This window comes from Streptomyces sp. NPDC014006 (assembly GCF_043088925.1).
In the GTDB taxonomy this organism is placed as follows: Bacteria; Actinomycetota; Actinomycetes; order Streptomycetales; family Streptomycetaceae; genus Streptomyces.
Genome location: NZ_JBICAJ010000001.1, coordinates 299,988 through 316,695 on the forward strand (window position 1 = coordinate 299,988; position 16,708 = coordinate 316,695).

Annotated in this window: 16 protein-coding genes, 1 tRNA gene and 2 pseudogenes; 12 read left to right on the forward strand and 7 right to left on the reverse strand. The window is 69.4% G+C overall.

What is annotated here, in order from left to right:
• Nucleotides 1-221: 221 nt before the first annotated feature.
• The 3 genes and pseudogenes from ACF1GV_RS01375 to ACF1GV_RS01385 form a co-directional block, all read right to left on the reverse strand.
• Nucleotides 222-425, reverse strand: a pseudogene (locus ACF1GV_RS01375) (NUDIX hydrolase); the annotation flags it as partial.
• A 160-nt stretch (nt 426-585) separates the two neighbouring features.
• On the reverse strand, nt 586-753 hold the full coding sequence (locus ACF1GV_RS01380; protein ID WP_391676814.1) for a hypothetical protein: 168 nt from the start codon (nt 751-753) through the stop codon (nt 586-588).
• Between the two features lie 133 nt (nt 754-886).
• Entirely contained in the window at nt 887-1,813 is a 927-nt protein-coding gene (locus ACF1GV_RS01385) for an RNA polymerase sigma-70 factor (protein ID WP_391676815.1), read from the reverse strand.
• A 193-nt stretch (nt 1,814-2,006) separates the two neighbouring features.
• Here ACF1GV_RS01385 and ACF1GV_RS01390 point away from each other — a divergent pair, with 193 nt between their 5' ends.
• Together ACF1GV_RS01390 and ACF1GV_RS01395 are read left to right on the forward strand one after the other, a co-directional pair.
• Nucleotides 2,007-2,486, forward strand: coding sequence for a carboxymuconolactone decarboxylase family protein (locus ACF1GV_RS01390; RefSeq protein WP_391676817.1), 480 nt, complete (start codon nt 2,007-2,009; stop codon nt 2,484-2,486).
• A 217-nt stretch (nt 2,487-2,703) separates the two neighbouring features.
• The gene (locus ACF1GV_RS01395; RefSeq protein ID WP_391676818.1) at nt 2,704-2,880 is read left to right on the forward strand and encodes a hypothetical protein; all 177 of its coding nucleotides are present in this window, start codon (nt 2,704-2,706) and stop codon (nt 2,878-2,880) included.
• 177 nt (nt 2,881-3,057) lie between these two features.
• Here the strand turns inward: ACF1GV_RS01395 and ACF1GV_RS01400 are convergent.
• Nucleotides 3,058-3,130, reverse strand: a tRNA-Arg gene (locus ACF1GV_RS01400).
• A 315-nt stretch (nt 3,131-3,445) separates the two neighbouring features.
• On the opposite strand from ACF1GV_RS01400, the gene ACF1GV_RS01405 reads away from it, so the two are divergent.
• From ACF1GV_RS01405 to ACF1GV_RS01425, 5 genes are all read left to right on the forward strand, one after another.
• Complete coding sequence (locus ACF1GV_RS01405; protein ID WP_391676819.1) at nt 3,446-5,056, forward strand: dynamin family protein; 1,611 nt, start codon at nt 3,446-3,448, stop codon at nt 5,054-5,056.
• A gap of 180 nt (nt 5,057-5,236) precedes the next feature.
• Nucleotides 5,237-7,375, forward strand: a complete 2,139-nt coding sequence (locus tag ACF1GV_RS01410) for a GTPase (protein WP_391676820.1) — start codon at nt 5,237-5,239, stop codon at nt 7,373-7,375.
• Nucleotides 7,376-7,719: 344 nt separating this feature from the next.
• The gene (locus ACF1GV_RS01415; RefSeq protein ID WP_391676821.1) at nt 7,720-8,181 is read left to right on the forward strand and encodes a single-stranded DNA-binding protein; all 462 of its coding nucleotides are present in this window, start codon (nt 7,720-7,722) and stop codon (nt 8,179-8,181) included.
• Between the two features lie 311 nt (nt 8,182-8,492).
• Nucleotides 8,493-9,881 (forward strand): TQXA domain-containing protein, encoded by a 1,389-nt coding sequence (locus ACF1GV_RS01420; RefSeq protein ID WP_391676822.1) that lies wholly within the window; start codon nt 8,493-8,495, stop codon nt 9,879-9,881.
• Nucleotides 9,874-10,386 carry a GNAT family N-acetyltransferase gene (locus ACF1GV_RS01425; protein ID WP_391676824.1) on the forward strand — a complete coding sequence of 171 codons (513 nt, stop codon included), beginning with the start codon at nt 9,874-9,876 and terminating at the stop codon, nt 10,384-10,386. The genes ACF1GV_RS01420 and ACF1GV_RS01425 overlap by 8 nt, the downstream gene beginning before the upstream one ends.
• Nucleotides 10,387-10,454: 68 nt before the next feature.
• On the opposite strand, the gene ACF1GV_RS01430 is transcribed toward ACF1GV_RS01425, so the two are convergent.
• Nucleotides 10,455-11,075 carry an RDD family protein gene (locus ACF1GV_RS01430; RefSeq protein ID WP_391676825.1) on the reverse strand — a complete coding sequence of 207 codons (621 nt, stop codon included), beginning with the start codon at nt 11,073-11,075 and terminating at the stop codon, nt 10,455-10,457.
• Between the two features lie 55 nt (nt 11,076-11,130).
• Nucleotides 11,131-11,640, reverse strand: coding sequence for a hypothetical protein (locus ACF1GV_RS01435; protein ID WP_391676827.1), 510 nt, complete (start codon nt 11,638-11,640; stop codon nt 11,131-11,133).
• 380 nt (nt 11,641-12,020) lie between these two features.
• Between ACF1GV_RS01435 and ACF1GV_RS01440 the strand changes: the two are divergent.
• Both ACF1GV_RS01440 and ACF1GV_RS01445 read left to right on the forward strand, forming a co-directional pair.
• Nucleotides 12,021-12,792, forward strand: a pseudogene (locus ACF1GV_RS01440) (transposase family protein).
• Nucleotides 12,793-12,983: 191 nt separating this feature from the next.
• Nucleotides 12,984-13,157: a hypothetical protein gene (locus ACF1GV_RS01445; RefSeq protein ID WP_391676829.1), complete on the forward strand. Its 174-nt coding sequence runs from the start codon at nt 12,984-12,986 to the stop codon at nt 13,155-13,157.
• 46 nt (nt 13,158-13,203) lie between these two features.
• On the opposite strand, the gene ACF1GV_RS01450 is transcribed toward ACF1GV_RS01445, so the two are convergent.
• Nucleotides 13,204-13,698 (reverse strand): HAD domain-containing protein, encoded by a 495-nt coding sequence (locus ACF1GV_RS01450; protein ID WP_391676830.1) that lies wholly within the window; start codon nt 13,696-13,698, stop codon nt 13,204-13,206.
• 241 nt (nt 13,699-13,939) lie between these two features.
• Between ACF1GV_RS01450 and ettA the strand changes: the two genes are divergently transcribed.
• From ettA to ACF1GV_RS01465, 3 genes are read left to right on the forward strand one after another with little or no spacing between them, the layout of a single operon-like run.
• A complete protein-coding gene (ettA, locus tag ACF1GV_RS01455; protein WP_363264816.1) occupies nt 13,940-15,604 on the forward strand; it encodes an energy-dependent translational throttle protein EttA in 1,665 nt (554 codons plus the stop codon).
• A 2-nt stretch (nt 15,605-15,606) separates the two neighbouring features.
• Nucleotides 15,607-16,023, forward strand: coding sequence for a thioesterase family protein (locus ACF1GV_RS01460; protein ID WP_363264815.1), 417 nt, complete (start codon nt 15,607-15,609; stop codon nt 16,021-16,023).
• Nucleotides 16,020-16,706 (forward strand): hypothetical protein, encoded by a 687-nt coding sequence (locus tag ACF1GV_RS01465; RefSeq protein ID WP_391676831.1) that lies wholly within the window; start codon nt 16,020-16,022, stop codon nt 16,704-16,706. Before ACF1GV_RS01460 ends, ACF1GV_RS01465 begins: the two co-directional genes overlap by 4 nt.
• Nucleotides 16,707-16,708 lie beyond the last annotated feature (2 nt).

Here is a 16,708-nt window from a genome sequence, read left to right on the forward strand (position 1 = left end):
GAGGCAGCAGGGCTTCCGGGTAAGGTCACCGCGCGGCCCTGGTCAGGCTGCGCGAGCGGGGCAACTGTGACCGGCGGGGTCGCAGTGACCGCTCGCCGTCTCCTACGGCTTCCTGCCCCAACTGGCCGAGCGGTGCGGCCCGCACGGCCGACCAGGTGCGGCGATGGTGAGCACCTTCTTCCGGGAGGGCCCTCTGGTGCGGTTGCCCGCCCAGTGGACCTTCAAGAAGCCGGCGCTGCGGATCCGACAGGGACAAGGCGCTTCCCGTCGTGGCTCCGTGCGTGGGGGCCGATGCCGTCCAGGGCGTCCAGGAGCCTGATCGCGTAGACCTCGGCCATGCGTTCGCTGATTTCGTCGTGGGTGAGCCACTCGACGGCTGTCGACTCGATCGACGTGCGCTCGGCGCCGCCGGACGGCCTGCAGCGAGCCCTCCCGTGACGGAGGCCGGAGAGTACCGCGTCTGCTGACCTCCACCTCTTCCCGTGCTTGGCGTCTCGTCGACCGTTCTTCGGCACACATTCGGCGGGCGGCGGATCCAGGGGTTGGCGGGCGTCCGAGTCCGTGAGATCGGGGCGGCAGACTCGGTCAGGTGGCTGAGTCGGTGAGATGGGCAGGGCCGAACGGCACGAGCCGGGTGCCCCGCTCCCGGACGAACTGCTGCACAGCCGACCGGTTGTAGGTGAGCGTGACCTCGGTCTCGGACGGACCGAGCGGCACCGGGTTGCAACGGCGGACCCAGCTGACGAACTTCATTGGGCAAGCGGGCCGTCACACCCGTGGCGGTGCGCAGCCGCGAGGCAGTGAGGCTCAACACAACCTCCAGACGTATCAGTTCGTTCTGCCAGTGGTCTTCTGCCTGCGTGTTCGCCGAGGGAAGGGGAAGCACTCAGCGGCTCACAGGAGTCTCGCGGTCGATGCGTGACAGCTTCTCGGGATTGCGCACGGCGTAGAGCCCAGTGATGAGGCCGTCGTCGATGCGCACCGCCAGGACGGTGTCGACCTTGCCGTCCCGCCGGAGGGTGAGCGCTGGGTGGCCATTGACCTGGGCCGGCTGCAGCGACACTTCCGCACCGATCCTGCCCAGTACGTGGGCCACCTTGTCGGCACCCATGACGGGCACCGGCGCGGCCTGTACTCTTCCGCCTCCGTCAGCCAGCAAGACGACATCCGGTGCGATCATGTCGAGCAGTCGCTGCAGGTCGCCGGTTTCGATTGCCCGTTGGAACGCCTCGAGTGCGCTGCGGGTCTCGGCCGGAGAGACGACTTCGCGTGGCCGGCGCGCAGCGACGTGTGCTCGTGCCCGGTGCGCGATCTGACGAACCGCGGTGGGACTCTTATCGACGGCTTGCGCGATCTCGGCGTATTCCAGGTCGAACACTTCGCGCAGCACGAACACCGCCCGCTCGGTCGGGGTGAGCGTCTCCAGCACCAGCAGCATCGCCATCGAGATGCTGTCGGCCAGCTGTACATCCTCGGCCACGTCGGGCGCGGTCAGCAGTGGTTCGGGCAACCAGGGGCCGACGTACGACTCCTTGCGCCGTCGGAGCGTACGTAGTCGGCTCAGCGCCTGCCGGGTGGTCATCCGGACCAAATAGGCACGCTGATCCCGCACGGTGAGGAGGTCCACGCCCGCCCAGCGCAGCCACGTCTCCTGCAGGACGTCCTCGGCGTCGGCGGCAGAGCCGAGCATCTCGTAGGCGACGGTGAACAGCAGGTTGCGATGCGCGACGAACACCTCGGTGGCGGAGTCCATGCGGCCGTCACGGGCGGGCGGCTCGGATGTGTTCCCTGTCCACTCGCTGCGCTCGCTCATAGCCGGCTCCCGCTGTTCGGTCTCGACCGTGTCACGCACAAGACGCCGGCCTCAGCCGCGATGTGACATGCAAGATCGGTGTTCTACGTCACATCACCGTGCTGTCACAAGGATCGGGCGGCCGGCATCTGGTGTTCGTCAGGACGCCGCGGACGATCCGCGCCGCACGTAACTCCACAGTGAGGACGACCTCATGGCCGCTCGTTTCGACCTGTTCGACAGCCCGACCGCCGCGAAGATCGCCAAGCGGTTCTACAACGCCTCGTTGCCTCTGGAAGAGTCGACGCTGCCGAAGACCCTGAGGGAACTGGTGGAGTTGCGGGTGGGCCAGATCAATGGCTGTGGTTTCTGCGTCGATATCCACACCAAGGAGGCAGCGGCCGCCGGTGAAACCGCGCTCAGGCTCGCTCTGGTCGCCGCCTGGCGCCACTCGACCGTGTTCACCGAGGCCGAGCGAGCCGCACTGGCGCTCGCCGAAGAGGGCACCCGGCTCGGCGAGCAGGGCGTGTCCGACGACACCTGGGCCGAAGTGCGCAAGCACTACGACGACGACCAAGTAGGGGCGCTGGTCTGCCTGGTCGCCCTGATCAACGCGGCCACCCGGATGAACGTGATCGTGCAGAACCCGGGGGGCTCGTACGAGCCCGGCATGTTCGCCCACATGTCGAGCTGATCGCAGGGGATGAACGGCCCGGCCGGGCTGGGTTCGGCCCGGGCGGGCCCCGCATGTCCGCTGGAAGCCCGTGCCCCTTCCCGAACCCGGCGCCCCGGGGCGCGGGGAGATCCATGAGCATTGCGGCCTGAAAGGTTGTGCGCAGGGCGAGGCCGCCCGGTGCGAGGCGTGCCGCCTGCCTGCTGTGCGGCCCGTGTGCGACAACTGCAACGCGCGAGTGACGAAGTGGCTCAACGACGGCATCCCACTCGCCGAGGTGGCTGAGTGGGCCGGGAACAGCGTCGCCGTGCTCCTCGCCACGTACGCCCGATGCGGCGACGGGCAGCTGGACGCCGGGCCTCAAGCGGCGGCTCGAAGCCGCGGGCGACCTGAGGAGCTGCTCGGCGCCCGCTGATCCCCAGCCGAAAACTTCGACACGTATCCGACACAGCCACCCGCGAAAACCCGGTGACAGCTGGACAGCCCCGGATCCCGCCCTTGATCATCGAGAGGTCGCCCGGGGCTTCGCCGTGCCGCCCCACACCCACCCTGACCAGCAAAAAGCCCTCCCGTGAGGGAGGGCGGAGACATGCGCCCCCGGCAGGACTCGAACCTGCGGCCAAGCGCTTAGAAGGCGCCTGCTCTATCCACTGAGCTACGGGGGCCTGGTGTGGCCTCGGTCGTGGGGGCGGGCGGGCCGCACCCTGACGTTGCCGGGGACAAGGATAGGGCTCCCGGTTCCTTGACCCCGTCGCTTCGCCTCCGTGGCTCGGTGTGGAGGTTCGGTGAAGCGGTCCCGATAATCGCAGGCAGGTGCGAATCGTGCAGCGCTTTTGGCGTCTGGCGGGCCGGGTGTTGTGCACTCGTTATGCCTGCGCTGTGCTCATGTCCCGGTCATCCCTTCCGTCCCTTGTGTTCTATCGGCGCGCAGACATGCCTATATGCTTCAGAATTCCCTCAAAATTGGGCATTCTTCGCATGTGGTGACCTTGGACGTACGGCCTCAGCTGCTCGACGCACTCTCCGCCCTGCGCGACCGTGTCGCCGCCGCACGCTTTCCGCTGCCTCTGGCGGGAGCCCCACGCGCGCGTGCCAACCGGGACGAACTGCTCGCGCAGCTCGACGACTACCTGGTGCCCCGCCTGCGGCAGCCCGACGCCCCGCTGCTGGTCGTCGTGGGCGGATCCACCGGCGCGGGCAAGTCGACGCTCGTCAACTCACTGGTGGGCAGACGCGTCAGTGAGGCGGGCGTACTGCGGCCGACGACCCGGACACCGGTGCTGGTCTGTCACCCGGAGGACCATCACTGGTTCAGCGGGCCACGGATCCTGCCGGCCCTCACCCGGGTGTGGGTGCCCCCTCACGATCCCGGCGACGACGAACTTCTCCTGACCGGGGACAGCCCCACGCGCGCGCTGCGCATCGAGACCGCCGACACCCTGCCGCCCGGCCTCGCCCTCCTCGACGCCCCCGACGTCGACTCCCTCGTGGCCGACAACCGTGTCCTGGCCGCCGAGCTGATGTGCGCCGCCGACATCTGGATCATGGTGACCACCGCAGCCCGCTACGCCGACGCCGTGCCCTGGCATCTGCTGCGCACCGCCAAGGAGTACGACGCCACCTTGGTGACCGTTCTGGACCGGGTGCCCCACCAGGTCGTCTCCGAGGTCTCCCGGCAGTACGGCGCCCTCCTCACCAAGGCCGGCCTCGGCGACGTACCCCGCTTCACCGTGCCCGAACTCCCCGAGTCCGCCTGGGGCGCGGGGCTGCTCCCGGCCAGCGCCGTCGCGTCGCTGCGCACCTGGCTGGTGCACCAGACGCAGGACCCCGGCGCCCGCCGGCACGTCATGGCCCGCACCGTCCACGGCGTCCTCGACTCCCTCAAGTCCCGGATGCCCGAGCTGGCCAGCGCCGCCGCCCAGCAGTACGCCGCCGCCCTGCGGCTGACCGCCGCCGTCGACGGGGCCTACGACAGCGAACACGCGCGCGTACGGAGCCGGCTGCAGGCCGGTGCCGTCCTCGCCGGTGACGCCCTCAAGCGCTGGCGGGCCTTCCCGCTCGACTGCACCGCCGGGGAACTGTTCGACGCGCTCATGGAGAGCCTCACCACGCTGTTGCTGTGCGCCGTGACCGCCGCCGACGAGCGCATCGACGAGGCCTGGCGCCGGGAACCGGGCGCGGAGGCCCCCGGCCTCGCCGACCGCGACTCCGGTCTGGAGAGCGCCGAGCACCGCATCGGACTCGCGGTACGGCGCTGGCGGCGCGAACTGGAGGAGTACGCCGAGGAGGAGGTGCGCGAGCTGGAACGTGGCTCCGCGCCCGATCCGGAGGCGCTCGCCGTGCTCGTCGCCACCGCGCTGCTCGGTGGCCGCCGGGCGCGCTCTGCCGGTGAAAGCCTGGCCGAGCGGATCGGTGCCCACGGCGCGCTGCGGCTGCGTGACCGGGGCGGGCGGCTGCTCACCGAGCACGTGGACCGGGTGATGCAAGCCGAACGCGAACGCAGGCTGGCGCCTCTGGACGTTCTCGACGTCCACGCCGAGCCACAGGCCGAACTCATCGCAGCGCTGTCCCTGCTGCAGAAGGAGAGGTGACCGGTGACCGCCGTCACTGACCAGGACCACACCGAGCACACCGATCACCTCGGTCGTCCGCACCACATGGATCACATCGATGACAGCGACCATGTCGTTCACGTTGATCGGGTTGATCACGTCGATGATCTGGACCAGCTGAATCAACCGGAGCGACCGGATCACTCAGTGGAGAGCGCCGTGGACGACGACGAACGCCGTGGGGAGGACGGGGCAGCCGTCACGGATGCCATGCCGGACCCCGCGCGGGGCGAGCAGGTGGGGGAAGGGGCGGAGGCCGCCTCTCCGCAGGCCGCCTCTCCGGAGGAAGCCGGCCCGGAGGCCGCTGGTGCCGAGGTGGCGCAGGGTGACGCGGGGGACACCCCCTCACCCGCCACCGACGATGAGGCCGTTCAAGCCTCCGCCGGTGCCGGCGGCTACGCGCGCGTGCCCGGGGGACGTACCGAGCCCGAGCGCGCACCCGGCGGCCGTACGACAGCCGACCGCACGCCCGGTGACCGCTCGAAGCCCGACCGCGTCCCCGGCGACCGCGCACAGCCTGAGCGCCCCGCCGAAGACCGTACGAGGGCCGAACCCGCCCCCGACGACCGCGGCCAGGCCGACGCCGCCGCCGGCGAAGACGCCGCCGGGTTCTGGGACGACGGGCTCATCGCCCGGCGGGTCACCGAGGCCACCGCCGCCGAGTCGGCGGCGCCCTTGGAGCCACGGGCCCCCGGGCCGCTGAGCGTCGCGCCTCTGGCGTACGACGGGCCGTTGCGTTCCCGGCTGGACGCGCTGCGCGAACTCATCGGGCTCTCCCGCGCCCGCCTGGACAACCGCACCCTCGCCGAGGCCGGCCGCGTCCTGGACGAGGCGTCCGCCCGGCGCCGGCTGTCCGGGCAGCACACCGTCGTAGCGCTCGCGGGCGCGACGGGAAGCGGCAAATCGCAGTTGTTCAACGCGCTCGCCGGAGTGCCCATCTCGGAGACCGGGGTACGGCGGCCCACCACCGCCGCGCCCATCGCGTGCAGCTGGAGCGACGGCGCCGTCGGTCTGATCGAACGGCTGGGCATCCCGCCCCGGCTGCGCCGCCGCCCGCTGCAGAACGCCGACTCCGAGCAGCAGCTGCGCGGGCTCATCCTGGTCGATCTGCCCGACCACGACTCGGCGGCGGTGCAGCACCGCGAGCAGGTGGACCGCATCCTGAAGCTGGTCGACGCCGTCATCTGGGTCGTCGACCCGGAGAAGTACGCCGACGCGATGCTGCACGAGCGCTACCTGCGGCCCATGGCGGGGCACGCGGAGGTGATGTTCGTCGTCCTCAACCAGATCGACCGGTTGCCCGGCGAGGCCACCGACCTGGTCCTGGACGATCTGCGGCGGTTGCTCGACGAGGACGGCATCGCTCTCGGCGAGTTCGGCGAACCCGGCGCGAACGTACTGGCGTTGTCCGCGCTCACAGGTGAGGGCGTCGGCGATCTGCGGGAGGCGCTCGGGCAGTTCGTGGCCGAGCGTGGGGCCCCGACCCGCCGTATCGCCGCCGATGTCGACGCGGCCGCGGCCGGGCTGCGGCCGGTGTACGCCACGCGACGGCGGCCCGGGCTGACCGAGGAGGCGCGCGAGGAGTTCTCCGCGCGGCTCGCGGATGCGGTGGGTGCCACAGCGGCCGGTGAGGCGGCCGAGCGGGCCTGGCTGCGCAACGCCAACCGGGCCTGCGGGACGCCGTGGCTGCGGCTGTGGCGCTGGTATCAGGACCGCCGCGAACCCCCGACGGGCCGGCTGCCGCTGCGCTCCCAGCCCGACGAGGAGGCCACGGCGCGGCAGCGCGTCGAGCACGCGGTGCGCACCGTGGCCGACCGGGCCTCGGCCGGGCTGCCCGCGCCTTGGGCGCAGGCGGTGCGGGAGGCGGCGGTGCGCGGCGCGCAGGGGCTGCCGGAGGCGCTGGACGAGCTGGCGCCGCGGGCCGGGCTGCCTCCGGGGCGGCCGCCGCGTCCCGGCTGGTGGCCGGTGGCGGTGCTGGCGCAGGCGTCCATGACGCTGCTTCAGGTCCTGGGCGGTGTGTGGTTGGTGGGGCAGATCGTCGGGGTGATGGCGCCGAACCTGGGCGTGCCGGTGCTGCTGATGGTGTGCGGGATCGTCGGCGGCCCCTTCATCGAGTGGGGATGCCGTATGGCGGCGCGCGGTCCGGCCCGGCGCTACGGGCAGGAGGCGGAACGGCGGCTCAGAGAGGCGGCCGGAGCGTGCGGCCGGGCCCGGGTGCTCGATCCGCTCGCGGCGGAGTTGCTGCGGTACCGGGAGGTGCGGGAGCAGTACGCCCGGGTCTCGGGGGTGGGTGTGTGAGCGGGGCGGTGAGGCCGTGATGCGGGTTGCCGTGGTGGGGACTGGTTCGGTGAGCGGGGCAGCCGGTTCGGTGGGCCGTTGGGGGGCTGGTTCGGTGAGCCGGTGAAGGGCGTGGGTGCGGTGCTGCCGGAAGGCGGTTCACCCGTGCGGGTGGCGGAGTTTTCCACAGCGCGGGGTTGATCCACAGCGCTCAGCGGGCCCGGCCCGACGGAGGCAGTCTGGCTGTGCGGCGATCGCTACGAACACGGTTGCCGTGCACGGCGGCAGAGGGGATGACCCGGCCGCCGTGGCCAGACGCCGCCGTCGGGACGGGCCCGTCGGCGTATCCGGGAGGGGTTACCGAGATGAACGAGACGATGATCTGCGCGGTCGGGAACGTGGCGACGCAGCCGGTGTTCCGGGAAGTGGCGTCCGGAGCGTCGGCGCGCTTCCGGCTGGCGGTGACCGCGCGCTATCTGGACCGGGAGAAGAACACCTGGATCGACGGGCACACCAACTTCTTCACTGTGTGGGCCAACCGGCAGCTCGCCGTGAACGTGGCGGCGTCGCTGAACGTGGGCGATCCGGTCATCGTGCAGGGCCGGCTGAAGGTCCGTACGGAGGTGAGGGAAGGCCAGCCCAGCTGGACATCCGCCGACGTCGACGCGGTGGCGATCGGCCACGATCTGGCGCGGGGCACCACGGCGTTCAAGCGGGCGAGCCGACCGGAAGGGGCCGCAGCCCCGCCGGACCCCGCCGAGCCCGAGTGGGAGACGCCGAGCCAGGAACAGCCTCAACGGCAGGCCGTAGCAGCTTCGGTGACGTGACGTCAGGTTCCTGATGTCGGGAAGCGCCCGAGGCGGTACGACTGCGGCTTATCGGCACATGCATGCCGAAGCATCCGGTGGATTTGTCGATAAGCCCAGCTCGAGGGCGGTGTCCGCGATAACGATTACGAGTCGGATCATCGGTCCGGCAAGATGACGGCGAAAGCCGGTGCGGCAGCCTCCCTAGGATGCGGGAGAGCTCTCGGGGCTCCCGATTCTGCTGGTGGGACCGCATACCCCCCACATCAACGGGTCCTGCGCGAAGGGGAATTGCTGTGTTTTGTTCGTTCGCCGCGCTCACGGCGCGGTCCGTGCGCGGGCGAGGGACGAGCCGGCGCGCCGCCGCCGCACTGGTGTCCGGGCTTTTTACGGCGGGTGCGCTGACCGGGGCCGCACCGGCCTCGGCCGCCGAGACCCCGCAGAGCCAGGCCGGGGCGAGCGCGACCATGGGCGGCCTGAAGACTTTCGGCGGAGCGGTCGTCCACGACGGCGGCACCGACCAGCAGGTGTCGGCGGGCCTGTTCGAGATGTCCGTCGACGGCGGCGGCACCCTGCAGACGTACTGCGTCGACCTGTACAACCCCACCCAGAGGGACGCCAAGTACCACGAGACCCCGTGGAGCGGCACCTCCCTCGGCGCGAACAAGAACGCGGGCCGCATCCGCTGGATCCTGCAGCACTCCTACCCGCAGGTGAACGACCTGGCGGCGCTGGCCGAGAAGGCCGGCATCCACGGCGGCCTGACCGAGCAGGACGCGGCGGCCGGCACCCAGGTGGCCATCTGGCGCTACTCCGACGGCGCGCGGGTCGACGCGGTGGACCCGCAGGCCGAGCAGCTCGCCGACCACCTCTTCAAGAGCGCCCGCGACCTGCCCGAACCGGCGGCTTCGCTGATCCTGGACCCGCCGGCGGTCTCCGGCCACCCGGGTGAGCTGCTCGGCCCGGTGACCGTGCACACCGACGCCACCGGTGCGGTCGTGTCACCGCCGGCCGACGCGGCGCTGAGCGGGGTGCGGATCGTCGGCAAGGACGGCAAGCCGGTGACCGCCGCGCCCGACGGCGCGAAGCTCTTCTTCGCGGTACCGGAGGACGCCGAGGCCGGCACCGCCCAGCTGACCGTGCAGGCCTCCACCACCGTGCCGGTGGGCCGGGCCTTCACCTCCGACAGTCGCAGCCAGACGCAGATCCTCGCCGGGTCCAGCGAGTCCACCGTCTCGGCGAGCGCGAGCGCCACCTGGGCCGCGCAGGGGCCGATACCGGCGCTGTCGGCGAAGGAGGACTGCGTCAAGGGCGGGGTGGACATCACCGCCGTCAACCGTGGCGACCAGCCGTTCACCTTCCAGCTGATGGGCACCACGTACACCGTCCCGGCCGGGGCTCCGCGCACGGTGACGATGCCGCTGCAGGAGGACCAGCCCTACGACATCACCATCACCGGTCCCGCAGGCCTCAGACAGCGCTTCACCGGCGTACTGGACTGCAGGACCCGCGGCAACGCTCCGGCCCTGACGACGCAGACCGTCGCGGAACCGAGCCCGGCCACGGTCGGCGGTTCCGCCGGTGCCACGGTGCCCACCAACCTCGCCGACACCGGCGGCAGCGCCCTCACCCCGCTGATCGCAGGCTCGGCCATCGGCCTGGTGGTGATCGGCGGCGGGGTCCTGGTGCTGCTCCGACGCCGGGAAGCCGAACGTGGCTGATCACTGGGTGAGGCTGGAACTGGACGTCACCGCGTTCGACGCCGGCCGCTTCGAGCCGTACCTCGACCGGTGCGCGGCCCGGGGCATCCGCCTCACCACGCTCGCCGAGCTGGGGGACACCCCGGAACACCGGCGCGCGCTGTACGAGCTGAACAAGGAGTGCTCGGCCGACATCCCCGGCCGGGGCGCGTTCTGCAGCTACGACGAGTACGTGGAACAGCGCCTCGCCGTCCCGGAGTACGACCCGCGGGGCGTGGTGATCGCACTGGACGGCGACACCTGGGTCGGCATGGCGGCGACGTCCCGCCACGACGACTTCGTCTTCAACGAGATGACCGGCGTCAGAGCCGGCTACCGGGGCCGCGGCATCTCGATCGCCATGAAGACGTTCGGCATGGGCTTCGCCAGGCGCTGCGGCGTCACGCGGGTCCGCACCTTCCATCACCCCGAGAACACCACGGCCATCGCCATGAACCGCACGCTGGGCTTCGTCGAGGCGGAGTGAGAGCACTGGGATACCCGACCTGGGGACGTCGTCGTTTCTCGGATCGGGCGTGTGGTGTTGTACCAGCGCTACTGATTCGAAGGCTGTGGATGAAGTCGATCTCCCGGGTCGTTCACGACCAGGGTGGTGGCCATCTTGTCCCACAACTCCTGTCGATTCTGATCCCAAAGGAGCCAGAAGTATGGGATCAGGAGGGTGAAGCTGGCAAGGATCCCGATGAGCGTCTTCGCAATCACTTCGCGGAAGAACATTCTCCACCATCTGGCGGTTCGAGCCTGCGGAATGTAGACGACTCTCATGTGAAGCAGCTGTTTGGCGGGTGTTTGGCCGTACTGGAACACTATGGCAGCCCAGATGGCCCAGCCGATCAGCAAAGTGCAGATCACGAGCACGCATTCCAGGACGTATCCGCCGAAGCGACGTCCAGCAGTGGAGAGCACTATTCCCTGCGGCAGGAACAGTACTTGACTGCAGAATTGGCAAGACAGTTCACCGCCGACCGCTTTGCCGCATGAGGGGCAATTGCTCGGTGATGCCAATCCAGTCGTTGTTGCCGGTGGTGTCGGTTGGGGTGTGAATGGGGGTGGAGTCGGTCCGGTAGCTCGGGGCCGCTGCTCCCATTGCCGAGGCTGGGTGCCGATCTGATGTCGCACCTCGGCCTCTCGGCGCTCATCAGCGTTCTTGGTCATTGCCGTCTCCAGTTACTGTCGCGTCGCCGGCGGTGCAGAGGCCGCTTACGCAGGATCAATGGCCGAAGGGGTCGAGTTTCTCGGATGTTCCGTAGTCACCCCAGTGCAGTGAGACCCGGTCGCCGATCCTGGGAACGTTATGAAATACGGCCCAGGACATCAAAATCCTGTGGTTGGGGCTAAGATTTGCGTTCCACTCCGGGTGCTCTGTGCACAGGTCGTACTCGGCTTTTACATACCCGGTGTTCTTGCCTGGTCCGGATATTTCCTCTCGTACCTTTCCGGTGTCCCAACCCTTGCATGTCAAATAAACGATATGGTCTGATGTGTTGTTGTAGATGACGTTCACCTGCCACCGCGTCGGTATCCCTCCCTCCCATGGGAAAACCTGGCTGGCTATCCAGGAGACTTGCAGCTCTCCGTTGTCCGAGATGACGTTGCTATTGCCTTGAGTTGCGTAGGCGCCTGCTTCAGGAAATGAGTCGGTCGTGGTAGCCGCCGATGCCGGCCCTGCGGGCGTCGCGCTCAGGCCGATCGCTGCGGACATCATCACCGGGCTGCTCATGGCCAAAGCCCTTCGGATGTTCATTGCGACCACATCCCAAGTGGGCGATATGGCGTCACGTCCAGCTGATCACGGCGGGGTCGTAGATCTGGACAAAGCGCATTGCGCTCAGGAACGCCGCCGCTGCTTTTGCCGCTCCGAGGCGGTAGCCGTCGCATGCGGTGAGCGAGTGCCCGCGAGACGTATGACGGATATGCGACGTATTTCCAGGAGAGCACGGAATTGCGTCTGGCGCACGTCGATCAAGGGAGTGGCAGAAGGGCCGGGACGGACAGCGCATAAGAAGCCCTTTGCGGTCATTGCCTGGCCGGATCGATCCCTTGCGTCCCGTTTGTGTACGTGTCACATAGTTGAAAGTCCGGGTGATCGGGCGGAGGGGGTTGCACGTCCTTGTCGGGGGCAGGCGGTCCGGTCGCGCCGCCATCGGTCTGGGCGATCGAGCGGTTCGAGCGGCATGCCGGCACGCTCGCCGCGGCGATTCCCCTCAACTGGCCAAGGCACACGCCAAGGCACACGCCAAGGCTCACGCGGCCCAGATAGCCGCCGGCTTCGGCATCTCGGTCGGCACCGCCCACGCCCATACCACCGCGGTGATCGACCTCCTGGCCGCCCGGGCACCCGGCCGAACCGGAGTACGTACTGCTCGACGGGACGCTCGCCGAGTGCGACCGTGTGGACGACGGCCGGGCCGACTACTCGCACAAGCATCGTCGCCACGGCGTGAACGTGCAGGTCGTGACCGATCCGATCGGGCAGGTGCTGTGGATCTCCCCGGCCTTGCCGGGCCGGTGCCACGACCTGACCGCGGCCCGCGCTCACCGGATCATCCGGATCTGCGAACGCCAGGGTGTCCCCGTCCTGGCCGACCGCGCTTACCAGGGCGCCGGCCCCTGGGTCACCGCCGGGCGCAGAAGGCCGCCCGGCGGGCAGTTGTCCCCCACACAGCAGACGGTCAACCGGGCGCTGGCCGCGTCCCGGGCACCCGTCGAACGGGGTAGGGCGCTGCTGAAGTCCTGGCGGATCTTCCGAAGATCCCGGATCAGCCCGAACCGCATGACGTCGGTCGCCAAGGCCGTCTTCACCCTGGAGAGGCAACGCTGGAAATGCTCAGTGTCTAAATGCATGGCAGCCGCAACGCACAGCCGCGAATAACCGTGGACGTCAGCGGACCGTCAGCGCAGGTGACAGGCGCCGCAGGGCAAGGGGGGCGCGCATCCCAAGTTGCTTCGGAACGAAGAGGTCAGTTTCGACCACGGTGCGCCGCTGATGAATCGAGCAGCGGTGGTGCAGCAGGTAGGTTGGCCGTGGCCGTTCAGAAACCAGTGGCTGGCTTGGGGGACTCCGTGGACGAGGACGAAATCAGTCGCGCGGTAGCGCGAGGGATGCAGGACTACGAGAAGTCCCGCCCGAAGCCCAAGGGGATCGTCGCGGAGGCCGAGAGCGCCATAGGCGGTTGCGTAGCGATGTTCTTCGTGGCCTTGGTGATTCTGGGCATCGTCGCTGCCTGCAGCAGGTGACGCACCTTCCCGGCACGTACTACCCGCGCGATTTCCCGATCAACCGTTAGCCGGCGCCCTCAGCAGCGAGCCAATCGCCGAGCGCCGAGAAGTCGGCGTCTACGAGTCCGTGAGCCGGATCGACGCGATGAAGCAGCGACGGCCCAGGATGTTGGGCATCGACCCACAGGCGATCCATGGCGCTGATTTCGTCGTCGACCCAGATGAACGGTCGGCCGTCGGCCCACTCGACTAAGGGGCGAGTCTTCCAGTGCAGGCCGCGGGGTCCGCCGTCGGCGCCGGCATCCGGCCACTCCACCACGGGCAGCTTCGGCAGCCCCAGGCGCGGAGCGACGGCCTCGTTCGCATTCTCCATCCACGTCGTGGCCCACACGAGGTGGCAGCCCAGGACAAGGAGGCGCGATCCGATGCCGGGATCTAGTCGATCAAGCAGCGGGTTCCCCTGACCGACAGATGTCGAGGAGCCGTACGACGCCCCGAACGGGATGAGTGGACCGTCGACGTCGAGGAAGAGGATGGGGCGCCCCGCTGCGCTGGTCACAGCGGCACGATAGCCCGGCGCGGTGCCGGCCGGGACTTCACTTCCTGGGCCGTCTCTGGGCCGTGCGAGGGTGCCCGAGGCCGAGCAACAGCGACCGGCAGTGACAGGCGAGCCCCGGCCGCCAAGGGCGAACCCCCAGGTCAGGGGGTCGGAACCATACGCGTTTCCCCCCAAGGGTGGCGGTCAGGCAAGATGGGGTGTATCTGCCCACTGCCAGATTCAAGCTGCCGGACGGTTTCTCTTGGCTGAGTACATCTACACCATGCGCAAGGCGCGCAAGGCGCACGGCGACAAGGTGATCCTTGACGACGTCTCCCTGAACTTCCTGCCTGGCGCAAAGATCGGTGTTGTCGGCCCGAACGGCGCCGGTAAGTCGACGATCCTGAAGATCATGGCGGGGCTGGAACAGCCGTCGAACGGCGACGCCTTCCTCGCGCCCGGCTTCACCGTCGGCATCCTGCTGCAGGAGCCCCCGCTGACGGAAGACAAGACCGTCATGGAGAACGTCCAGGAGGGTGTCGCCGAGATCAAGGGCAAGCTCGACCGGTTCAACGAGATCGCCGAGCTGATGGCGACCGACTACTCGGACGCGCTGCTGGAGGAGATGGGCAAGCTCCAGGAGGAGCTGGACCACGCCGAGGCCTGGGACCTGGACGCCCAGCTCGAGCAGGCCATGGACGCCCTGGGCTGCCCGCCCGGCGACTGGCCCGTGACCAACCTCTCCGGTGGTGAGCGCCGCCGCGTCGCGCTGTGCAAGCTGCTGCTGCAGCAGCCCGACCTGCTGCTGCTCGACGAGCCCACCAACCACCTCGACGCCGAGTCGGTGAACTGGCTGGAGCAGCACCTCGCCAAGTACCCGGGCACCGTCGTGGCCGTCACCCACGACCGGTACTTCCTGGACAACGTCGCCGGCTGGATCTGCGAGGTCGACCGCGGCCGCCTGCACGGCTACGAGGGCAACTACTCCAAGTACCTGGAGACCAAGCAGACCCGTCTCAAAGTCGAGGGGCAGAAGGACGCCAAGCGCGCCAAGCGCCTCAAGGAAGAGCTCGAGTGGGTCCGTTCCAACGCCAAGGGGCGGCAGGCCAAGTCCAAGGCCCGTCTCGCGCGGTACGAGGAGATGGCCGCCGAGGCGGAGAAGATGCGGAAGCTGGACTTCGAGGAGATCCAGATCCCGCCGGGCCCCCGCCTGGGCAACGTCGTCGTCGAGGTCGACCAGCTCAACAAGGCCTTCGGTGAGAAGGTCCTCGTCGACAACCTGTCGTTCACGCTGCCGCGCAACGGCATCGTCGGCGTGATCGGCCCGAACGGCGCCGGCAAGACCACGCTGTTCAAGATGATCCAGGGCTTGGAGGAGCCGGACTCCGGCACCATCAAGGTCGGCGAGACCGTCCAGATCTCCTACGTCGACCAGAGCCGCGAGAACATCGACCCGAAGAAGACGCTGTGGGAGGTCGTCTCCGACGGCCTGGACTACATCAACGTCGGCCAGGTCGAGATGCCGAGCCGGGCGTACGTGTCCGCGTTCGGCTTCAAGGGCCCGGACCAGCAGAAGCCGGCCGGTGTGCTCTCCGGCGGTGAGCGCAACCGCCTGAACCTCGCGCTCACCCTCAAGCAGGGCGGCAACCTGCTGCTCCTCGACGAGCCCACCAACGACCTGGACGTCGAGACCCTGTCCAGCCTGGAGAACGCGCTGCTCGAGTTCCCCGGCTGCGCCGTCGTCGTCTCCCACGACCGGTGGTTCCTGGACCGCGTCGCCACGCACATCCTCGCCTACGAGGGTGACTCCAAGTGGTTCTGGTTCGAGGGCAACTTCGAGTCGTACGAGAAGAACAAGATCGAGCGACTCGGTGCCGACGCCGCGCGTCCGCACCGCGCCACCTACAAGAAGCTGACCCGGGGCTGATCTTGCGGCATCTCTACCGCTGCCCGCTGCGCTGGGCGGACATGGACGCGTACGGCCACGTCAACAACGTGGTGTTCCTCCGCTACCTGGAGGAGGCCCGTATCGACTTCCTGTTCCGCCCGGACAAGGACTTCCAGCAGGGGTCCGTGGTGGCGCGGCATGAGATCGACTACAAGCGGCAGCTCGTCCACCGGCACCACCCCGTGGACATCGAGCTGTGGGTCACCGAGATCCGGGCCGCGTCCTTCACCCTCACCTACGAGGTGAAGGACGACGACCTGGTCTACGTCCGCGCGTCGACGGTCATCGTGCCGTTCGACTTCGAGGCGCAGCGGCCGCGCCGGATCACCGAGGAGGAGCGCGCGTTCCTCAAGGAGTACATGGACGACGCGTCCGAGCGGGGGGCCGGCGCCGTATGACCGTGCTGCACCTCGCCGACGAGACGGAGGCGGCGGACCTCGCCGCCTTCCTCTCCCGGCTGCTGCACTACGACCGGTCGGCCGCGGTGCGCCTGCAGGCGGCGGGCACCGCGCTGGCCGTGTTCGGGCGGCCGCCGTCGTTCGAGGTGCTCGCCATCCGCGCGGTACGGCTGGCCAAGCCGTACGAGAAGGGGCTCGACGTCACCCTGGACGTCACCGTCTCCGCCGGTGAGCTGCTGGAGTCCGTCGACGAGGCGGGGGCCACAGCCGTCGTCCCGGCCGCGGTGACCGGTCCGCCGTGGGCGGGCGTTCTGCCTCCGCGCGGCGGCTGGCGGCGCGAGCCGGGGCTGCCGTCCGCGAGCGAGTTGCGCGCTCTGGTCGGCGCGGTCGTCGCCGAGTTCCGCACCCGCACCGAGGAGCTGGCCGCCGACCGGCGCACGCGGGCCGAACTCGACCTCATCGGGCGGGACATCTGGTCCCGGACCGTGGGGGAGACCCGGCTTCCGGTGCGCGTCGTGCACGCCGCGCAGGCTCTGGGCTTTCTGCGGTCCGGTGAGAGCGCGGAGGAGCCGACGCTCTTCTCGTCGGGCGCGTGGCTGCGGCTGCGGACGCCCTACGGTTCGGTCGCCGTGCGCACGGCGGGGCTCGGGACGCTGGGCGCGCTCGGCGTCAGCGTGCGCTGAGG